The organism is Fibrobacter sp. (assembly GCF_045112255.1).
Lineage (GTDB): Bacteria > Fibrobacterota > Fibrobacteria > Fibrobacterales > Fibrobacteraceae > Fibrobacter.
The window spans coordinates 56500-75429 of record NZ_JBGUHR010000099.1 but is presented as its reverse complement, the minus strand read 5'-3'; the positions used below and the strand labels follow the sequence as shown (position 1 = coordinate 75429).

The window sequence follows — 18930 nt, the reverse complement described above, 5'->3', positions numbered from 1 at the left end:
ATCTATATTAAGGGTACTTGAAGAGTTTACTATCGATTTTTGCAGTTAAAGCCGCGATCATGACGGCGATTGTAGGCGCTATCGCTCTTGGCGTCTGGTATGTGCATTTTGCCATCGAAGAAGTACTTTCATCCCCCCATACTTTTGGCGATGTCACCATAACCCCTTACGGTCACCGTCAAAACAACCTCCTGGACCACTTTTACGATTCTATCCTCGTGGAAAAGGGGCCTTCGAAATACATGATACGCGGTCCGCACCTTGACATCACGCCATTCGGAGACGACAGAGGCATAGTCCTCGATGTAAAGGAAGTGTCCGCCAACCAGGTTCTGGATTCTACCACAAGCGAAACAGAAAAGGATTCTTCAAAAATCGAACCCATTGAATTTCCTGACAATGTCAGGATTCCGTTCCCCGTGAAGGTCAACATCGGAAAAATTGACTTTAAAATGGGAGATATGGACTGGAAAGCAGAAAATATCCAAGCCCAGAATATCGGTCAAAGAAACATCACGCTCAGCGCAAACAATATCGAAGGTAGCTACATCAAGGAAACCGCGTCTTTACAGCTTGATGTGGACTTTGCCGACAAGAACATCCTTGTCAATGGAAATATCAAAACGCCAAACGACCACATTTCGTTGAGCGCCTCCGCGCCCAAAAAAGACCTCACACAGTTAAAGGCTTCTACAAACATAAATGTCAAGGATCCGCTGAACTGGGTCCCGATGAAACTGTCGAAGTCCATCCCCTCGATAAGCAACTTGAGTTTAAACGGCAGCGTTTCGACTTCGCTCAGCAAAAAGACGCTACAGTACAACCTGACTCTCAAGACCCACATTGGCGAGTTCTGGCCGTTCCTTCCGCTCTACGCGACAATCAAGATCAACGGTTCGCCCAAACAAACAAATATTGAATCATTTTTCCACAACAACGAAGGCGGATCAATCAGCCTAGACGGATCGATCGACGATAAACTGGACTTTGACTTTTCTGGCGAAATCGCAAACATGAGCGCCATGTACGGTCCGCAAATGATGCCAATGGACATGGACATCCAGTCCCTGACCAAGACAGGAAACGATATTGACGCATCGATCGAAACTCGCGAAGGATCCATTGTCAAGGCTCATGTGAAAACCAAAGATAGCCTCAAAGTTTTCTTTGCAGCAAACCTTTCCGCTATGGAACCATGGGCACTGGACTGGGTCAGGGGCAACGTCGAAATCGGCAAGAACCCCAAGATAATCGGATCTTATCAAAACAACAGATTACGCGCCTACGTCAAGATCGATTCCATCATCAACGCCTACCATTTCAAGGCAGACTCGCTCCGTCTACAGCTTATTCTTGATCTCAATCGCGACTACATCGAATTTCCAAAAGCAACGATCTACACACCTAACGAAGAATATGCCATTTCTGGCGATGTCGATTACCACGATCCCACGCTCCACACTTCCTGGCGTCTGAAACAAAAGAACGGCGGCTCGGCAGAAACAATCGTACACGTCGGCGATTCGCTCCTCGTCTGGGCACAAGCGGACCATGCCGAAATATCGACCATACCGTTCTCGGACATCGAACTCAGCGACAAGCTTAAGGGCACCGTTACAGGATCCATCGACTACAATCTTGATTCTAGAGTCGGCGAGGCCGAACTGGATATCGACGGAAACGTGGAGCCGTTTATCTTGCACGGGCACACAAAAATCAGGGAAGTCGGCGACACGGTCTTTATCGACAAAGCGAACTTTACTCACAACAGTAACAAAGTCGCCATGCAAGGATCGTTCATCTTGCCGAACGATTCGAATCCAAACTTCAAGCCGACCGCCATGCTCCCCATACAGGTATTGCATGCCTGGGCGTCTGCAGAAGACTTCAACTTGCCAATTCTCCTGGAACCGCTTGGAGACACGACGCTTGCATCTGGCAGCTTTAACGGCGAAATTTCCTTTGAAGAAGATTCCGGCCTGCTTGGAAATATCGAGTTCAAGGACCTGAGCTTTACGAACATTCCTTCCGAGCTGTTGAATCTCAAACAGTTGAACGTGTCCGCACAAAAGAACAAGATCGAGATTCTCACCAACTTCGACATCTTAAACGGAGTCTGGACTGGAGACGCCAATGTCGTCGTAAACGACATTTTTGATCCCAACAGACAGGTCGATCTTACATACATAAGTCCCAATAGCGGATACATCAAAGGCAACGGCACCATCAATAACGATCTCGATTTTCTCGGAACGGTCAACATTGGCGGCACATGGCTATTGCCAGAAACTCGAGCCGAAATTGAAAAGACCGACATGAAGATCGACGTTCAGGCAAAGCTTCGCGAAGGGCTGAAAGGAATCACCGCCCAGATCTGGTCGGACTCCACCATCGTCAAGTATTCAACGCTTCCCACAGACTTCCCGATCCACGTGAGAGGCGACCTGAAAGACGGAATTCTTGCGATCAACGAAGTTTCAACGCAAAACGAAATCGGCGACCTGGTTTTCGGAACATTGCTCTACGATTTGCAAAACATGCATCTCGACGCCATTGACATCAGCACAGACAAATACACGCTCGAAACAGACAATCACACTGTAACCATCCTGAATGTAAAAAGCCATCTAGTGGATTCTGCGGACCAGATGTCCCTCGTGGCAAACATTCCCATGATCCAGTATTCATTCCAGGACGAAACGTACGGTACAGCAAAGCTCACTGGCAAAAGCGATATTACGCTTAATATTCCGCACACGCAAGAAAGACAGATCAAGAACAAGAGCATTAGCGGCAATTTCGTCATCGATAAGCTCGTCTACAGAAAAGATCTGGAAATCGAAATCACGCCAAGTTCTCTTGACAAGATTCTTTCGCTCCTGAACAACGCAATTGCAAGCCTGCGCAGCAAGGAAAAGACAGAGGCAAAGATATCCGTATCAAGTCCAATCGACCTGGCGTTCCACATAAGCGACTCACAAAGCGACTCTGTCGAAATCATCACGCCGTTTGCGGCCTTCCCGCTTACGTTCGACATTTGGGTGCTCGGAACAACGACAAGACCTATTTTACGTGGAGACGTCACCAATGCAGACAACGGATTCATCGGAGTTAAGGATCTCTATGAATTCAACCTGAATTCCTTCAGCATCTCCTGGAACGACGTGCCCTGGCAGCATGGCATCATCGATGTTTCAAGTTCACAGGAACTCCCCTATTGCTCCGAACCCGAAGATAAGGACAAAGAAACCTGTCCTATCAACTTTGACATTCAAGGCACCATAACCAACCCACAGCCCAACCCAAGTTCCAACTGCGGAACAGAATCTACCGCTGCGGCGACTTATTACAACATATTCCTTGGATGTATTGCAAATGAATCAGGCGAATCGACAGACTGGAACAAGCTCGCCGGTAAAGCAATTGGCAAGGTCATCTCTTCAACGGCCAACAAGACTCTTGGTGGCGACTACATTGGAGATATCGATATGAAGGTCATGTTGTTCGACAACTCCGGCAACGAAAAGGATTCTTCATACGTCAAGGTTCCAATTTCGCTGGACCGCTGGGTTAAAAACTTGAGCCTCATTTTCGGCTATACTCAAGACCAAAGCCAGAACCCGACTTACGACCAGGCTTTACAATTTGGCGCAACCTACACGCTTCCTGTGTTCCAGGACAAGGAATATTCTCACAAGAATCATCTTTCACCATCGCTATCCTTGAACGGACTTCTCATTTCAAAGCAGTACATGTCCAACACGGGTACAGAAAGCAACGAAAACCGTGTCGAAAAAAATATCGGTATCAATTACACGTACAAATTCTGGAACCCATGCATTTTGGGCATTGGCAGCTGCGAAACGGTACGCCCGCCAAGAGCAATGCGCCAACCGAACGATACTCCTGAAATGGAACCCGGTAAAGAAAAGAAAGCCGTCGAAAAAAGACCTATGGAGAACGCAAAATGATTTTATTGATTTGCGCATTATTGTTATTTTCGGCGCTCTCGTATGCAGAAAACGAAGAAAAGCACCCGTGGTCTGTATCCATTGAAGGGAACAAGGTTTTCTCAAACTTTCAATTAAACGAGCAGCTCGATATTCCCGAAGAATTCGGGCAGCTGGATACGATCAAGCAAGATTTTTTGATGCGCCTGTCATCAGAAAATGTCCGAGCACTTTATTATTCTCGCGGCTATTACAGCCTTGACTTAAAATTTGAGATCAATCGCGAACCGCGCTCTGACGGAAGTCTGCAACGCAATTACGTAATTACGGTAAAAGAGGGCGACTGCTACCGGTTTAATGAAGCCCAGATTATCTCCGAGGATGACGAGGCCATACCTGTAGACGTGAAATCTCTAAAAATTTCACAGCACAAGTATTACAATCAAGAGGACATTTCAGAAGATCTCCAGGAAATCCAGAAAGCTTACCGCAAACAAGGTAATTTGCATGTTTACCTTTCATCGGAAGAACATGTCGATACTACCGCAAAAAAAATCAACGTCATCATCAATGTAAGGCCAGGCCCTAAAGTTTTGATGGGTAACATCATCACAACGACACAGCGCGCCGTCAACAAAAACGACAAGAAAGCGGCACCAGAACAGGGGCTTTCGGATACCGCATGGCTTTCATCGCTTTGGAGAATCCCTAAAGGAGAAATCATTGACGGTAACCAATATTTTAACTTCAAGAGCAAGCTTTATTCTACACAGCTATTCACCCAAGTCAAGCTGAACGACTCTCTTCGTGCAGACGGACTTTCGGACGTCCATCTCGATGTGATTGAACGTGTGCCAGGTGAAGCTCGATATGGCTTTTTCTTTGAAGAAATTTACGGTTTTGGAGCACTCGCTTACGCGGACCACAAGAACTTTTTTGGAAAGTTCAATGAATTTTCGACAAGTATCCAGATTGCGCAGCACAAACAGGAAATCACTCTTGGATACGCAAACCCGCTTTTATTCGGTACGGCATTTACATTCATCCCGACAGCCATCCGCTTTGTAGACCGCCTTTCATTCAACCATGAAAAGATCAATCCACCTGCATATCCAGACAGCGTCGAAGAGCGTTACGAAATAATCAACCGCGGGGACTTGACCTTCGGCATTACAAACAACATCAGATTCCGTGGAACGATCGATACCCGATACGTGAGCAAAAACGAAGATAAGCTTTTCAAGCTCAAGGGCGAAATAGCCTTGACATTTGACTACACCGATGATTACTTCAACCCGACAAAGGGTATCCGAGTGTCACCGACAGCAGGTCTTGGAACAAACTTTAGCGATAAAACAGATTACGAAGACGGACGTTTTTACACATATGGCGAAGCGACCATGAACCTATACTCGCCGCTTTTCTGGACTCTATATGGTGCACTTAGCGGAAGCATTGGAAGATTTTTTAACAAAGGCATTGAAGACGACGCCCGCGTATTCTATCAAGGTGGTTCCCGTTCTGTACGCGGATTCCGATTCCGCAGCATTTACGCAAGCTACACAAGCTCCGATGAAAATGGCAAAGAAGTCATTAACACGGCACTTACGCCGATGTATTACCGCATCAACGAGGAACTCCGCTGGACGCTCCCGTGGAAATCCTTAAACAAATGGCAAATCGTGCAATTCTGCGACTGGGCCATGGTCAAGGACATGAAGGACGATGACTACAAGGACAGGCAAGACGGAAGCCTTGGACTTGGCATCCGTTACCACTGGCAGTTCCTTACATTCCGCCTAGATTATGCATTCAAGAAAGGGCTAACCAACTGGCACAAATCAGAAGGCTTTACCTGGAGCCGATTTGCATTTGACCTGTCGCAAGCGTTCTAATGCGACTGCATTACACCACGGCCATTCTGGAGCCATCATTCTCAGTCAGTCATTCTCGACCATGTCATCCTCGAAGCGAAGCGTAGGGGAACCATAATTTCTTGTATCTACATTTGGGAGGGAAACCATAATTTCTCGTACCAACATTTGCGACGAGATCCAGTATTTTACTGAATGATTGAACGATAAAGCTTTGAAAGGCTTGTATGCTCTATATTAACGTCAGCGGTGATTCCGGCGGCGGCAAGGGCAGCACGGATTTGTTCAGACGACACGCCAGCGGCATTTACCTTAAACGAAGTGGTATCAGCCCCGACATCGGCGACTCGCCCGCTTTTCAAGACTCGCCCGCAGTCAATAATGGCGTAATCCGTTGCCCACTGGTCCATTTCGGCAAGCACATGCGAGCAGACAATCGCCGTTCCGCTTTCTTCTTTGCGCCATTCGTCGAGCAATTGCCAAACCGTATCTCTTGAAATCGGGTCGAGATTGGCGACAGGCTCGTCAAGAATCAAAAGCTTTGGACTATGCAAAAGCGCACGGACAATTTGCACTTTTTGTCGGTTTCCAAGCGAGAGCGTTTCCAAACGCTTATCGAGTGGCGGCAACTTGAGGCGTTCAGCAAAAGACTTGCACCGCTCCAGCATCGCGCCATTTTCGCGCCATTCTTCTGCGCCAAAGCCATAAAAGCCCGTAAAATACTGGAGGTATTCCTTGATGGAAAGTTTCGGATAGACTCCCGGATTTTCGAGCAACACGCCGTATTTTTCAGCATTCAGAAATCCTGCGGAATTGCGCAAGGCATCGTCAATTTTGACAGAACCTTTGAATGATCCCAGGCGACCACAAAGCAAGCGCAACAATGTTGTCTTGCCTGCGCCATTAGGGCCAATCAGTGCAAAGAAACCCCCTTGCGGGATATTAAGAGAAATATTTGACAGAGCATCTGCCGTGGATTTCGGATAACGGAATGTCACCGAATCAAGTTCAATCACGCACAGAATTCCTTGACTGCAGGCGTCGGATTTTTGATAAGCTTGAGCGCATCTTTGGACTGACGCACCGCTTCCATTTGCACATTTTCGCTCGCACGCTGCAAGTACTGGATGCAACGCCAGTCCGCGCGGACGGCGGCAAGCTGCACCGGTTCTGTACGGCGACGGATGCTCACGTATTCAAACGCATGGTAGTCCTGCTTGACTGCGGCCACAACAACAGCCGCCGTCGGAACTTCGATTTCCTGGAGATACTTCCAATCGCGTTCAACAGCAGCGATGAGCACCTTTTCGCCGGCATTGTGAATAAATTTCAAAGCATCCGCACTCTGACGAACGGCCTCGGCCCAAAGTTCATCAGAAGCACCATCGATCTTACGGACAATGCGCCAGTCCTGCGATACGGCGACCTTGAGAAGAGCCGGGTTCGTGACAAACTTAAGCAAGTTCGGTTCAGCCTTGAATGCGGCGAGGAACTTAGCCTCGTCCATAGCATTAAGCGACTGCTTCAAAGCTTCGCAAGGGCCACATTTCACATAAAGAATGGCCTGCTCATTTTTTTCAAAAGCAGCCTTTTGCACTGTTTCAGTCGGGTTCTGGATGAGGCTGATGGCATACCAGTTCATACCGATAGCTTCGAGCTGTTCGGCCTCAGTAGGATTTTCAATTTTCTTAATATCAGTCCAGGACTGCATAAAACCTCGTGTTGTCGAAACAAAGATAGGTTTTATTTTTGACTAGGAAGTAGGAAGTAGGAAGTAGAATGCGTTTTTTTCGTCTAATTCTTGACGCAGCGGACAGAAATTGCGCTATAATAGTTTTTGAAAGTATTAGGCGGTGTTGGATACCAAGAAACAAATTCACTGACACCTGATTCGCTTATACATAGATAGGCTTGTTCGCCCTTTGCATTTTCTCCATCGACCCAATAATCAGCTGAAGCAGACCATCCAGTTGTCATCAATTCCTCGTAGCCTTTGGGAACATTACAAGATTCTTCATCAATAACAAATAACGAATCAAAACGATAAAACATCTCACCAGCAGGAACAGCACTAAACCCGAACGTATTATAGCCCTCTTTATATTTCCAACCTACAGTATCCTTTAAAAATTTGTCAGTACGTTCAAAACCTCCCAAATCGTATTTAGTTTGAGCGGCAAGAGTCAATAAATGATTAGCCTCTTCTACAGAAGGCAAACGCCAACCAGCAGGACACGCATTTTTCGCCACATTCCAAGGATACAAGCGACCACGGCTATCACACGATGTCGTATCGGCACAATTGCAAAAAGACAACGCGTTTGGGACTTCATATTTTAAGTTATCTACAAACCAAACGGTACCATCGATATCAACAGTCCTATAAACATTGCCATCTCGTTCATCTGTAAACTTGCCATACTCGCCAGAATAAGTAGTGGGTTCATCTGGCTTTATCGAAAAATCAGAAGGAGATGAAGACGTTCGCTTTTGGCTATCATCATCTTTAAGACAGCGTACAGAAGCCTCATAGGAGCCATTAATTTCATCCGTTTTTAACCTAGCACTGTCAGCACCAATTGTCAAAACGACATTGCCAAACCAATCCCATGTGGTTGCCGCATTCGTTGAAGACCAAAAGCGGACCTGGTCTTTTCCTTCAAGAGGCTTAGCACCAAAGCCGTATGCATCAAGGCCGTTTTTTCCATCAGGCCAGCCACTCGTAGATTTCAGCATCGGTCCTGTATAAGCACCTTCTGCAAAATTTGTCGCATTGCTTAAACCATTTACAAAGGCACTCAGGACTCTCCATTCATAAGAACTCGGAACATGCCAGCCATCTGGACAAATCCCCTGAATAGGATATTCAGCAGCGCAATAGTTCCACATTCCGTAATCATCGCCCCATATTAAACTGTCTAAATAGCACCCCGTAACCGGAGCATTAATCATCTCTTCATAAGTGTAAGTCTCTTTGGAATCATAAGATAAATTTTCGGCCATCCAGACCCAGCCGCCAATATCAACTGTTTTATAAACATGTCCATCGCGAGTATCCGTAAACGATTCAAAAGGCCCTGCGTAAGTATTCTCGGCACGGTCAATTTGGATATCCAGCCCCACTCTCCCTTCACCCTGAATGCAGCGGACAACATGTGCACTCGCCTCATATGTTGTCACAGAAGTAAAATACACAAAGGCATTTTCATAAGACATGTACAACGCTTTTGGTTCGTCTGTCAGAATATGAAGATCTTCATGGAGACCGGTTACATAATCTTTACTATAGGAGGGCAAAGCACCGAATCCAAAACAATCTAATCCGTTTCCAACTCCGCTCCATCCTGTAGTTGATTTCAGATACTTACCCGCATATTTTGAGCCGCCAGCGTAATCCAGCAATGTTTGAAAATCTTCTATAGTAGGGATGCGCCAACCTTCAGGGCATAGGCCGCGAGCAGGCCGTGCAATAGGGCAATTTTGAAATGTTACACCGTCATAGACAAAAAGATTTTTATAAACATAATCGCTAATAAATCTTACAGAACCATCATCGCCAGAGCAACCCGCAGCAATCCCCCCAACAGCGTCCACCCAGGAATAATAATACTTCGATTCTCCCGTATATTTTTCACGATTATACTCTAGGTTTTCCGCCATCCAAACTTGATCCCCAATTTTAACGGTCTTATAAACATGCCCATCGCGAGCATCCGTAAATTCACCAAAGATTTTCGTAGAATCAGAGCAAGCAAATTTCGGATCTTTATCATAAACGACAGGAACCCGCGAACTAGACGAAGATAAATCAAGTTTTCTAGGAGTTGAAGGGCCATCCGCAGAACTAGAGATTTCATTTTGCAAATCCAAAACCGAAGACGAATTATCCTGGCAAGCAGAAAAAAAAGCCAGTAGAGCTAGAGCATAAAATAGCGATTTTTTCATTCAAGACCTCCAAGACACGCTTCAGAATAATATAATCAAATTAATGGGAATGTACAACAAAAGCCCCTGAATGGGCTAGAAAAAGGAGTATTCAGATGTTCGTGATTGAAAGAAGCTAACCACAGTGAGTTAGATTTCATTTTTTAACTTGCACAATGCGCATATTACGTCCATCGACTTTGCCAAAGCGCATCACGTAGGCGTCAATCACAAGGTTGGCCTTTATGTTATTCCAAGCGTCACTGACCGAACTCGCTACGCCACAAAAAACATTGACAAAATGATAAAAGGCTAATCATGGCACTACTTCGTAGTGCAGACTGCGGCGCCTCGGAAATGGTCGCTCAAGTAAACTTGGCGACCGCTTCACTCGGCTTGTGAGTCCTTGACGCAACGGACAGAACTGGCAACTTTCTTATACCCTCCACCCATATCAGCATTATCCATATCAAACCCAAAAGTCAAAACGTACGCAGAATAGGGATTTTCTTCTGTCGAAGAAAATAAACTCATATACCCCCTCGCTTCACTATAATCCCCTCCATCACTCCTCCCGCCAGCAGGAAGAACAGCAAAAGAAAAGGCGTCTTCACCGTTGCCGTCTCTTTTGTCATCTGCAAACCATCCACTCACAGACTTAAGTTTCAACCCCGCTGTAGCCACACCCCCAACAACATCAATCAATATTTCAAACTCTTTCTTACTAGGCAAATGCCAACCAACTGGGCACGCCTTCATAGAGGCATTCCATGCATAAAGCCTTCCATATTCTTTGCATTTATCAGGATTATCATCGTAGCACCAACTACTATCCGTTTTGAAATTGAGGTTCTCGGCCATCCATTCCTGATTGCCGATTTTCACCGTCCTGTAAGTTTGACCATCGCGGGAATCAGTCATCGTTCCAATCTCAGAATTGGAGTCACAAGCGTTTATCGCGAATGACAACACAAGCAAAGCAAAAATGGCAAAAGAACGATTCATAGAAAATCCTTGAAGATTCTAAGAATATACAAAAAGCCCGGCGAAATGCCGAGGCGATTAACTCTGATCTGGATCCTTCGACTTCGCAACTACGTTGCGGAGTTTACCCTGAGCTTGCCGAATGGGCTCAGGATGACACAAAAACAAAAGCGACCCGTTTCTATCGGATCGCCTTTTAATTTTTCGCACCGAAGGTGCCATTATTTTACTCAAAGGCCGAAAGCCGTCCTCATTACTCAAAGCGAGCTATGCGAGCGTCCTCACAACCTCAAGTAATTTTGCTCTGCAAAATTACTTGTAAAGCGGGTGCTTCTTGCAGAGAGCGACGATGTCTTCGCGGATCTTGGCGAGAGCAGCTTCGTCGTCCTTAGCCTGGATAGCGCGGTCGATGATGCGAGCCACTTCGCGGGTATCTTCTTCGTCGAAGCCACGAGTCGTGATTGCAGCAGTACCGAGACGGACACCGGACGGGTCCATCGGCTTGCGCGGATCGAACGGAATCGTAGAACGGCTGCAGGAGATGCCGACCTTTTCCATAGCGACTTCGGCTTCCTTACCGGAAACGCCCTTAGAAGTCATATCGACAACGATGAGGTGGTTGTCGGTGCCATCGCTGATGACCTTGTAGCCGAGCTTCTGCATTTCAGCGCACATAGCCTGAGCGTTCTTGATGACGTTCTTGGCATAGGTCTGGAATTCCGGCTGCAAAGCTTCGAGGAATGCAACGGCCTTACCGGCGTTGATGTGGTCGTGCGGACCACCCTGCATGCCCGGGAACACGCCCTTGTCGATTTCCTTGGCGAGGGAAACTTCCTTGAGTTCACCCTTCACCATCTTCTGGATGGTGCGGTCCTTGCACATGATGATAGCGGAACGCGGGCCACGGAGAGTCTTGTGGGTCGTGGTCGTCACGATGTCGAAGTACGGCACCGGAGATTCGATTGCCTTACCGGCGATGAGGCCAGCAATGTGAGAAATGTCAGCCATCGTGAGGGCGCCAACTTCGTCAGCGATTTCCTTGAAGCGCTTCCAGTCGAGGTTACGGCTGTAAGCAGAGAAACCAGCGAGAATCATCTTCGGCTTTTCGCGGAGAGCAATTTCACGAACCTTGTCCATGTCGATGCGGCCAGTTTCCTTATCGACTTCGTACTGCACGAAGTTGTAGAGCATACCGGAGAAGTTCACCGGATGGCCGTGAGAAAGGTGTCCACCGTGATCAAGCTTGAGGCCGAGGACCTTGTCACCCGGTTTAAGAACGGCAAAGTAAACAGCAGCGTTAGCCGGAGAACCGGAAAGCGGCTGGATGTTCACGTGATCGCAACCAAAGAGCTTCTTGCAACGATCGATAGCGAGAGCTTCCATTTCGTCGATAACTTCGTTACCGCCGTAGTAGCGCTTGCCAACGTAACCTTCACTGTACTTGTTGGTGAGGACGGAACCCATGGCTTCCATCACAGCCTTGGAAGTGTAGTTTTCAGAAGCGATAAGTTCGATACCATATTCCTGGCGTTCGGCTTCCTTCTGGATGATGTTATAGATTTCCGGATCGGTCTGTTGCAATGTAGATTTAAGCATTATAGCTCCTTTAAAGTTCGCGTCCCAAATATAGCTTTTTTAGACGAGAGACGAGGGACGAGAGACGAGAGATTTTTCTTAAAACTAAAGCAAAGTGCAGTCTTTTTATGGAAGGGGGATGTATCCCCCTGGTTCGCACGTTGTTACTCTCCACCCCCTCTACGGGCTTCAAACGCCAGCCCGTAACGCCCGGCTTAGCAAGATTCTACCGGGGACCGGCTCCGTTTTTCACACGAACGGCAAGTTCAGCGTCGGCATCATCAACGGTCACTTTGTATTCTGGCTTAAACACCAAAGCATCCTGTGTATTTTCGCCACCACGGCTAAACATGTTGTCGAGCGCATAAACAAAACCGCGTGTTGCAACATCCGGCGAACCATCCTCGTTTTCAAGACGATAGACTGCAATCGGATTCTCAATATTAAACACATTACTTTCTACATAGCATTGAGCAGAATCCGAACATTCAACCCCCGCCATTTTCACGTCATAGAAGAAGTTGTTATAAGCATGCAACTTGCCATGACGTGCAAGCACACCGCAAGCCTCCATGTTCGCAAAGTAGTTGTGATGCATCGTAAGCGTCTGAGCGGTATCCACGTAAATATCCGGTTCAAGCCCAAAGAGAATGCCTGTCTGCGCATTTTCAAAGCGGTTCCACGAGAGCGTCACCGCATACGAGCTACGCTTGATGTCTACCTCAATAAGCGGATATTCTTCGAACGTGCAATGGTCCACCCAAACGTGATGCGTGCGGTTGTGGATCGAGAGCGCACGACGGCTTGACGTATCCCGTGCGGTAATCGCAGGCGCAGTGAACGTCAAATTCTCGAAAATGAGATTTGAGGATTCTTGAGTCAAAATGCCCATGCCCGTAATGCGGACATCGCGCCCACGACCATCAATAGTCTTATTAGACTTTATGCGTAACGGAGACTGCAAATTGTACGAACCGCTCTTTTCAAATAGAATCCAGACGGCGCCATCTTTCTCGGCACATTCGCGGAACGAACCTGCGGCAACAGCAACAGAAGTCCCATAGTTCCCAAGCGAATCCACTTTCGAAGAATCAATGACATCCATCAAATCATCCGTTGTCGTGACAACGCAAATTTCACCTTTGGCCTTGTTGATTTTTCCTGCACTGTCCGCAAGGCCTGCTGCGCCAAGCGTTCCGGCGGCATATCCCTGAATCTGTTTGAGCAAAGCTTCATGGGCGCTCCAGTCGCTCTCGGGATATTCCGTTGCGGCCGACGTTTTAGACTTCACCACCTTAACGGTCGATGAAGTGTCGGAGCCATCCACAAATAAAGTGTCCCCTGCATTGGATTGCACCGTCGTCGAATGGACTTTTTCCGGGTCGCCAATTTGCACATCGAAACTCCCCTGCGGAAGCGAGTCAATCACAAAATGCCCCGTACTATCAGGAACAACATAGCGGTCAAGGCCAGCCACGCGAACAACAGGCGACGTTCCAAGCAGCACAAAGCCTTCGATAGACGAAAGCTCGCCAAGCTTAATGGTATCGACCTTGGAATCCGACTTGGCATCGAGAGCCACAGAATGCACGGCGCCCGAAGCTTTAGATTCACTCACATTACGCGCTTCAATGGTATAGCGGCCGTTACGGACTTCAAACGAGACTTGCCCATCCTCATCTGTTTCGTTCCAAGCATTTTCCGCAGGGCCGCTAGAAAGGTACTTATCCGGCAAAATGCGAACACGCGCCGTAGAAGCAGGCGTTCCATCCGCCATCTGAACATACAAAGCAATAGTCGATTCCGCCTCGGTGCCACCGGCGACATTTTTTTCACTGCACGATGTCAAAACAAAAGCAATAGCACCAAGCCACACGAGCAAACGCATTTGAGCAACCGTCATCCAGCTAGTTTTCATGATCGCCCCCTTGAACTTCGGCAGGTTCGAAAGACTTATCCGCACGAGATTCGTCTGCAATTTCACAAGATGCGCCTTCACGAGATGCGTTCTGCATTTCCGCACCGCGAATACGGCGTTTGCGCCCGCGCCTCTGCGGCGGCGGATACGGGTCCGAAAGCGGGAAAAGCTGCATGCCGAGCTGGAACACGCGATTTGGCTTTTGACACGATTCTACTTTCGCAAGGACTTCCCGGCGGAACCGGCGCACCATTTCTACGAGTTCTTTATAAGTCGCTTCGTCACATCCAAACGCAAGCGTCGAGAGGTTACGTTCATCGCGCTCAAAGCGGTCCATCGCCGTCTGCGCCACATCCAGATTCTGCTGGATGTACGCATTCACCGCCGTATTGTACGATTCAAATCCACTCGAAACAAGCCCCTGCGTTTGTTCGTAAAAACCGGTCTGCTCATTTTTCTTGATCATCGAAAGGCGTTCCAAGAGCGCAATCGAAGACTTCACCTGGCTTGCAGAAATCGGCGGGCGCACCATAAGGCCCAACGCCGCATCGTCCCCCACATACGGGTAAAACGTCACAAGCTCACGAACAACCGCATGGTACCAATGGTCAAAATATTCAAACTGGTCCTTCGCCAAGTTTTCGACCTTGCATTCCTTGGACGCCACAAGCTTCTCCAAAAACTGGCGGCTTTCCGTATGCGTTTTTGCCTGGTTGAACGAGACCATGTTCGCAAAGTAAGACTTTTCACGATCGTCACTACAAAAAATATTCGCAAAGACTTCAACCATCCGGTCGGTCAAGTTGCGCTTGCCCTGCAAAATCTTATTGAACATCGATGAATCAAAACCCGCTTTTTCGGCAATAAAACGATGGCTAAAACGCCAATCGCTTGCATGGCGCTCTTCGTAGGCGTCTTTCAAAAATTCGCGGTAATTCAGATATTCAAAAATATTGATCATTATCTAGTAGGAAGTAAGAAGAATCTGTAGACTTAATATACATTATTGTCCACAGTTTTGCAAATTTAAAGTCCACATTACGTTGTAAAAGCGGGATGCCGCCCCGGAATAAATCTGGGGCGACAAAAAGTTCATGACAACTTAAACAGCAATTTAAACTTGCCAATTTCTAATAGCGGAAGTAATTGCCTTTGGGAAGGTTTCGCAAGTCCGACTGATTGCGCACATTTTGCACTTTCTGACCAAGCGCATTGACCGTGATGCCTTTGGAACGCGGCTTTGTCGCCATCTTTTTCGATACAATCGAAACAGAGCCATGCTGTTTTTCACGAGCAGCCTTGCAACCTGTGCGGTAAACATTCGCCATGTCAAACGCAAACATGTCAATATTCGGGCCGCCATCAGCAGTAGCGGACTGGAAAGTCACCTTGAAATCCAAGGCGTCCACCCAGACATCATCAATATAGACCGTATCCCAGACATCCCAAGAAGCAGTCGGTTTGAACACGACATCATATGTGCCATTATCAATCGTGACGCTCATGTTGCGATTTGCATTCCCTGCAAAAGAATAACGGATCATCACGCGGGCCTTTTCAGCCGACTGGTCAGACGTCACCAAATACGTCGCCTTGCTATAAGCGGAATTGTCAAAATTAAAGAAACCCTTGCCGGTAAAGTTTTCGTGATTGTCTTCCGAAAAGCCATCCGCAATCTCCGGCTGATACGTTTCAATCACAGAAGGCCAGGCATCCGTGCCCGCATCAAGCGAACAAAGCGATTCGTCGAGTTCGACTGCTTCAATCGGCCCGCTTGAACTGCTAGACTCGCCAGCTCCCGAACTGTAAGTATCTTCGGAGCCATGAGATGTCGGCGTACAAGCGGAACCGCCCTTGAACATCGCCGTGTAGGTGATATCGCGAGCCTTCGTCTTGAAGCCGTAATAAATCATGTTCTTCGAGATTTCGTTGCAGTCGTCATCGACCCACTTTTCAAACGTCTGGCCGTTCGGCGTCACGCGAAGCGTCATCGGGGAACCCGCCGGGAAATACTGCGTCTGCGTAATGAGTCCATTGTAATTCGAGAGGTTCGTCTTGACCTTGATGGTGTAACGTTTCTTGATGCTCGCCACAAGCGTTGTGAGCGCAGCCTTTGCATCGGCAGAGAGATTCGTATTGGACTTGAGATTTTCTTCGAGTTCTTCGCAGATCATTTGCGCATGGCCCATCGAACCCATTTCCTGGAAATGCGTTGTACCATCGCTCACGCCATCGGGGTAATTCGGATATTCGCCCTTCTGCAAAGACTTGTACAAGTAACGCGTCACGTAATCCGGCATCGATTTATACGTCGTATTGTACGTGTTGTACGACTTCATGTTCAAATCGACAAACGGAATCTTGTTGTTCTTGGCAACCGTCTGCATCATGCCACGGGCATCGTAATTATTGCTACCCGTCGAGAACACGTTGCGGCTTCCGTTCAAGTTCATCGGCGAAATCAGGACAACATTCATGCCCTTCTTTTGACCTGCATCCACATATTTCTGGATATACCCCGGAAACTGCGAAGGCTCCACATAGCGAGCGGCCTTGCTGTAATCGCGGTCATTGTGACCAAACTGCACAAAGAGATAATCGCCCTTTTGCGCAGCGGCAATCACGCCGTCCAAGCGACCTTCTTCAATGAACGTTCTAGAACTGCGCCCTCCGATAGCAGCGTTGTTCACCTTGACACGCGCACCGTCGAAGAAATAGCCAATGACCTGTCCCCAGCCCGTCTGCGGGTAAGCGTTATCCTTGTAAGTACAGACCGTGGAATCGCCCACGACATGAATCGTGAAGCTCGTGGAATCGCTCACAGCGACACCCGCAAAAACAGCGGCGGCAAAAAAGAATTTAATAAACTTATTCATAGCAAATTGCACTTATTTGACCTTCGCCCAAGTTGCGACAAGTTTTCTACTTCCCTGCTGGACCATCACGCGGTAGAGTCCATTTGCACGGACAAGCGAAGACAAGTCAACTTCACCAGCATCAACAGATTTACGCACAACGAAACTTCCGTTCATATCGAAAACGCTTACGTTTGCACGTTCTGTAAGCGAAAGCATATTTCCTCGAATCCGAGGTTCCACACGAGCGGCATCAACATGCAATGAAATCGTTGCACAGTCTGCGCCCACACGGCAAACGCCATCCAGATTAAAGCCAAACGCATCAAGATTCGGTGCACCATCGGACGTAAGCGACATGAACTTGAGAAGAGCTTCACCTTGTGGAGCATCCATCACTACATAGGCGGTATCCCACTTATCCCAGCCGCCAGTCGGAGGCGCACTCACATAATAATCGTGATCGAGGTATGCATTAAACATACGGTCACTCGTGCCGCCATTAGCATAGCGAACACCAAGCGTCACGTAACCCGCTCCGGGGAACTTCATCTTGTAACCGGCAAAAGATTCCTTAGTGTTATCCAGATTGTAGTATCCCTCGCCCGTAAATCCGGTCCATTCATTCTGGGACCATCCTATTCCCGCCACATCAGGAGTATAGGCATCGAAGAACTTCTTGATATTTTTATCAACCTTCACACTATCTTCTTTGCTGCCATCGATAGGCGTAAACGGCACAAAAGTCACGTCATCAAGGTTCTTCGGAGTCGTCGTCGGGAAAGCAGTCAACGCCTTGCCATCGCCATCATACTTCTGCGCCGTGCCACCCTCGTAAACAGCAGTGTACTGCGTTGCCGCCCCCTTCATCGTGAACGTATAGATATACTGCGATTTCACGGTAGAAACAGCCTGTCCGCTGACCTTGTTGCCATTGCCGTCATACCAGCCCAAGAACTTTTTGCCAGACTTCGGGATGGTCTTGAGCATTACAGTCATGCCCTGCGGATAATAGGCGTTAATCGATGTCGCTTCGGCAGCACCTTCCGGCGAGACTTTCACACTCACCTGGTACATGGGCGCCATATAGTCACCAAGCTTTTTCACAAGCGGATCCGAGTGAGCACGCATCTGTTCAGTAATGATTCGGCCAAAAGCGTTCGCACCGTTCATCTGCAAATGAACCTGGTCGGCCTGGTCACTCTTGAGATTAGAATATTCACCGCTCGTCGCATAGTTGAAGATAAACTGTTGAGCATAGCGTTCGCCAACAGAAATCATGTAGTTTGCGACCATTTCGCTCATGTCGATAAACGGAATTTTCAGAGAATCCGCAATGGCCTTCGCGCGTGCCGGATAGCCACGATAGCTGTTGTGGATAGCAGTCGGGGAATCAAAATAGCAACGACGAATCGGACTCATGATGATCGGGTAAGCCCCCTTTGCGGCAGCTTCCTTAGCCATCGTGCTCATCGCGACCGTAAACTTCGCTTCGTCACTTTTGCTCACGTCATTGATGCCGAACTGGATTACGGCATAATCGCCGGCCTGGAGCTTGTCCACAATGCAGTTGCCTGCAGAGCAGCCATGCTTCCAGAACATGTCGTAATAGCCATCAGCAGCCATGCCGCCCTGGCCACGGTTCACGACCGTAGCCTTGTTCACGTCAAACCAGTAATGGAAATCCTGGCCCTGGCCCTGCTTGGGATAGTAACCGTCGGCCCAGTCCTGCATGGTCGAATCACCGCACAAATAAATCGTGACCTTCGCCATTGCAAGCGGAGCTGCAACCATCGAAGCCGCAACAGCACATTGCCAAACCTTACTAAACATTCCCATATTCAATCCTC

At 47.9% G+C, this 18930-nt stretch carries 11 protein-coding genes; 2 read left to right on the top strand and 9 right to left on the bottom strand.

What is annotated here, in order from left to right; genetic code table 11:
- The first annotated feature begins 59 nt into the window (after positions 1–59).
- Both ACJMM9_RS13110 and ACJMM9_RS13105 read left to right on the top strand, forming a co-directional pair.
- A complete protein-coding gene (locus tag ACJMM9_RS13110; RefSeq protein WP_405327782.1) occupies positions 60–3971 on the top strand; it encodes a hypothetical protein in 3912 nt (1303 codons plus the stop codon).
- Positions 3968–5845, top strand: coding sequence for a BamA/TamA family outer membrane protein (locus ACJMM9_RS13105; protein ID WP_405327779.1), 1878 nt, complete (start codon positions 3968–3970; stop codon positions 5843–5845). The genes ACJMM9_RS13110 and ACJMM9_RS13105 overlap by 4 nt, the downstream gene beginning before the upstream one ends.
- A 167-nt stretch (positions 5846–6012) precedes the next feature.
- On the opposite strand, the gene ACJMM9_RS13100 is transcribed toward ACJMM9_RS13105, so the two are convergent.
- The 9 genes from ACJMM9_RS13100 to ACJMM9_RS13060 all read right to left on the bottom strand — a co-directional run bounded on the left by ACJMM9_RS13100 (position 6013) and on the right by ACJMM9_RS13060 (position 18919).
- The gene (locus ACJMM9_RS13100) at positions 6013–6840 is read right to left on the bottom strand and encodes an ABC transporter ATP-binding protein (protein WP_405327777.1); all 828 of its coding nucleotides are present in this window, start codon (positions 6838–6840) and stop codon (positions 6013–6015) included.
- A complete protein-coding gene (locus ACJMM9_RS13095; RefSeq protein WP_405327775.1) occupies positions 6837–7535 on the bottom strand; it encodes a hypothetical protein in 699 nt (232 codons plus the stop codon). Before ACJMM9_RS13095 ends, ACJMM9_RS13100 begins: the two co-directional genes overlap by 4 nt.
- Before the next feature lie 83 nt (positions 7536–7618).
- Positions 7619–9769, bottom strand: coding sequence for an FISUMP domain-containing protein (locus tag ACJMM9_RS13090; RefSeq protein WP_405327772.1), 2151 nt, complete (start codon positions 9767–9769; stop codon positions 7619–7621).
- Between the two features lie 366 nt (positions 9770–10135).
- Entirely contained in the window at positions 10136–10753 is a 618-nt protein-coding gene (locus ACJMM9_RS13085; protein WP_405327769.1) for a fibrobacter succinogenes major paralogous domain-containing protein, read from the bottom strand.
- A 291-nt stretch (positions 10754–11044) separates the two neighbouring features.
- Positions 11045–12328 (bottom strand): serine hydroxymethyltransferase, encoded by a 1284-nt coding sequence (glyA, locus tag ACJMM9_RS13080; protein WP_173462490.1) that lies wholly within the window; start codon positions 12326–12328, stop codon positions 11045–11047.
- Between the two features lie 205 nt (positions 12329–12533).
- The gene (locus ACJMM9_RS13075) at positions 12534–14225 is read right to left on the bottom strand and encodes a right-handed parallel beta-helix repeat-containing protein (protein WP_405327766.1); all 1692 of its coding nucleotides are present in this window, start codon (positions 14223–14225) and stop codon (positions 12534–12536) included.
- Entirely contained in the window at positions 14215–15186 is a 972-nt protein-coding gene (locus ACJMM9_RS13070) for a TIGR02147 family protein (protein ID WP_405327763.1), read from the bottom strand. Before ACJMM9_RS13070 ends, ACJMM9_RS13075 begins: the two co-directional genes overlap by 11 nt.
- Positions 15187–15355: 169 nt before the next feature.
- Entirely contained in the window at positions 15356–17101 is a 1746-nt protein-coding gene (locus ACJMM9_RS13065; protein WP_405327760.1) for a GDSL-type esterase/lipase family protein, read from the bottom strand.
- Positions 17102–17113: 12 nt separating this feature from the next.
- The gene (locus tag ACJMM9_RS13060; protein ID WP_405327758.1) at positions 17114–18919 is read right to left on the bottom strand and encodes a carbohydrate-binding protein; all 1806 of its coding nucleotides are present in this window, start codon (positions 18917–18919) and stop codon (positions 17114–17116) included.
- Positions 18920–18930: the final 11 nt, after the last annotated feature.

What these genes read in the sequence shown, in the direction of transcription:
- ACJMM9_RS13075 (WP_405327766.1), bottom strand. Translation starts at nt 14,225, where the DNA reads ATGAAAACTAGCTGGATGACGGTTGCTCAAATGCGTTTGCTCGTGTGG.
- ACJMM9_RS13105 (WP_405327779.1), top strand. Translation starts at nt 3,968, where the DNA reads ATGATTTTATTGATTTGCGCATTATTGTTATTTTCGGCGCTCTCGTAT.
- glyA (WP_173462490.1), bottom strand. Translation starts at nt 12,328, where the DNA reads ATGCTTAAATCTACATTGCAACAGACCGATCCGGAAATCTATAACATC.
- ACJMM9_RS13090 (WP_405327772.1), bottom strand. Translation starts at nt 9,769, where the DNA reads ATGAAAAAATCGCTATTTTATGCTCTAGCTCTACTGGCTTTTTTTTCT.
- ACJMM9_RS13070 (WP_405327763.1), bottom strand. Translation starts at nt 15,186, where the DNA reads ATGATCAATATTTTTGAATATCTGAATTACCGCGAATTTTTGAAAGAC.
- ACJMM9_RS13095 (WP_405327775.1), bottom strand. Translation starts at nt 7,535, where the DNA reads ATGCAGTCCTGGACTGATATTAAGAAAATTGAAAATCCTACTGAGGCC.
- ACJMM9_RS13110 (WP_405327782.1), top strand. Translation starts at nt 60, where the DNA reads ATGACGGCGATTGTAGGCGCTATCGCTCTTGGCGTCTGGTATGTGCAT.
- ACJMM9_RS13065 (WP_405327760.1), bottom strand. Translation starts at nt 17,101, where the DNA reads ATGAATAAGTTTATTAAATTCTTTTTTGCCGCCGCTGTTTTTGCGGGT.
- ACJMM9_RS13060 (WP_405327758.1), bottom strand. Translation starts at nt 18,919, where the DNA reads ATGGGAATGTTTAGTAAGGTTTGGCAATGTGCTGTTGCGGCTTCGATG.
- ACJMM9_RS13085 (WP_405327769.1), bottom strand. Translation starts at nt 10,753, where the DNA reads ATGAATCGTTCTTTTGCCATTTTTGCTTTGCTTGTGTTGTCATTCGCG.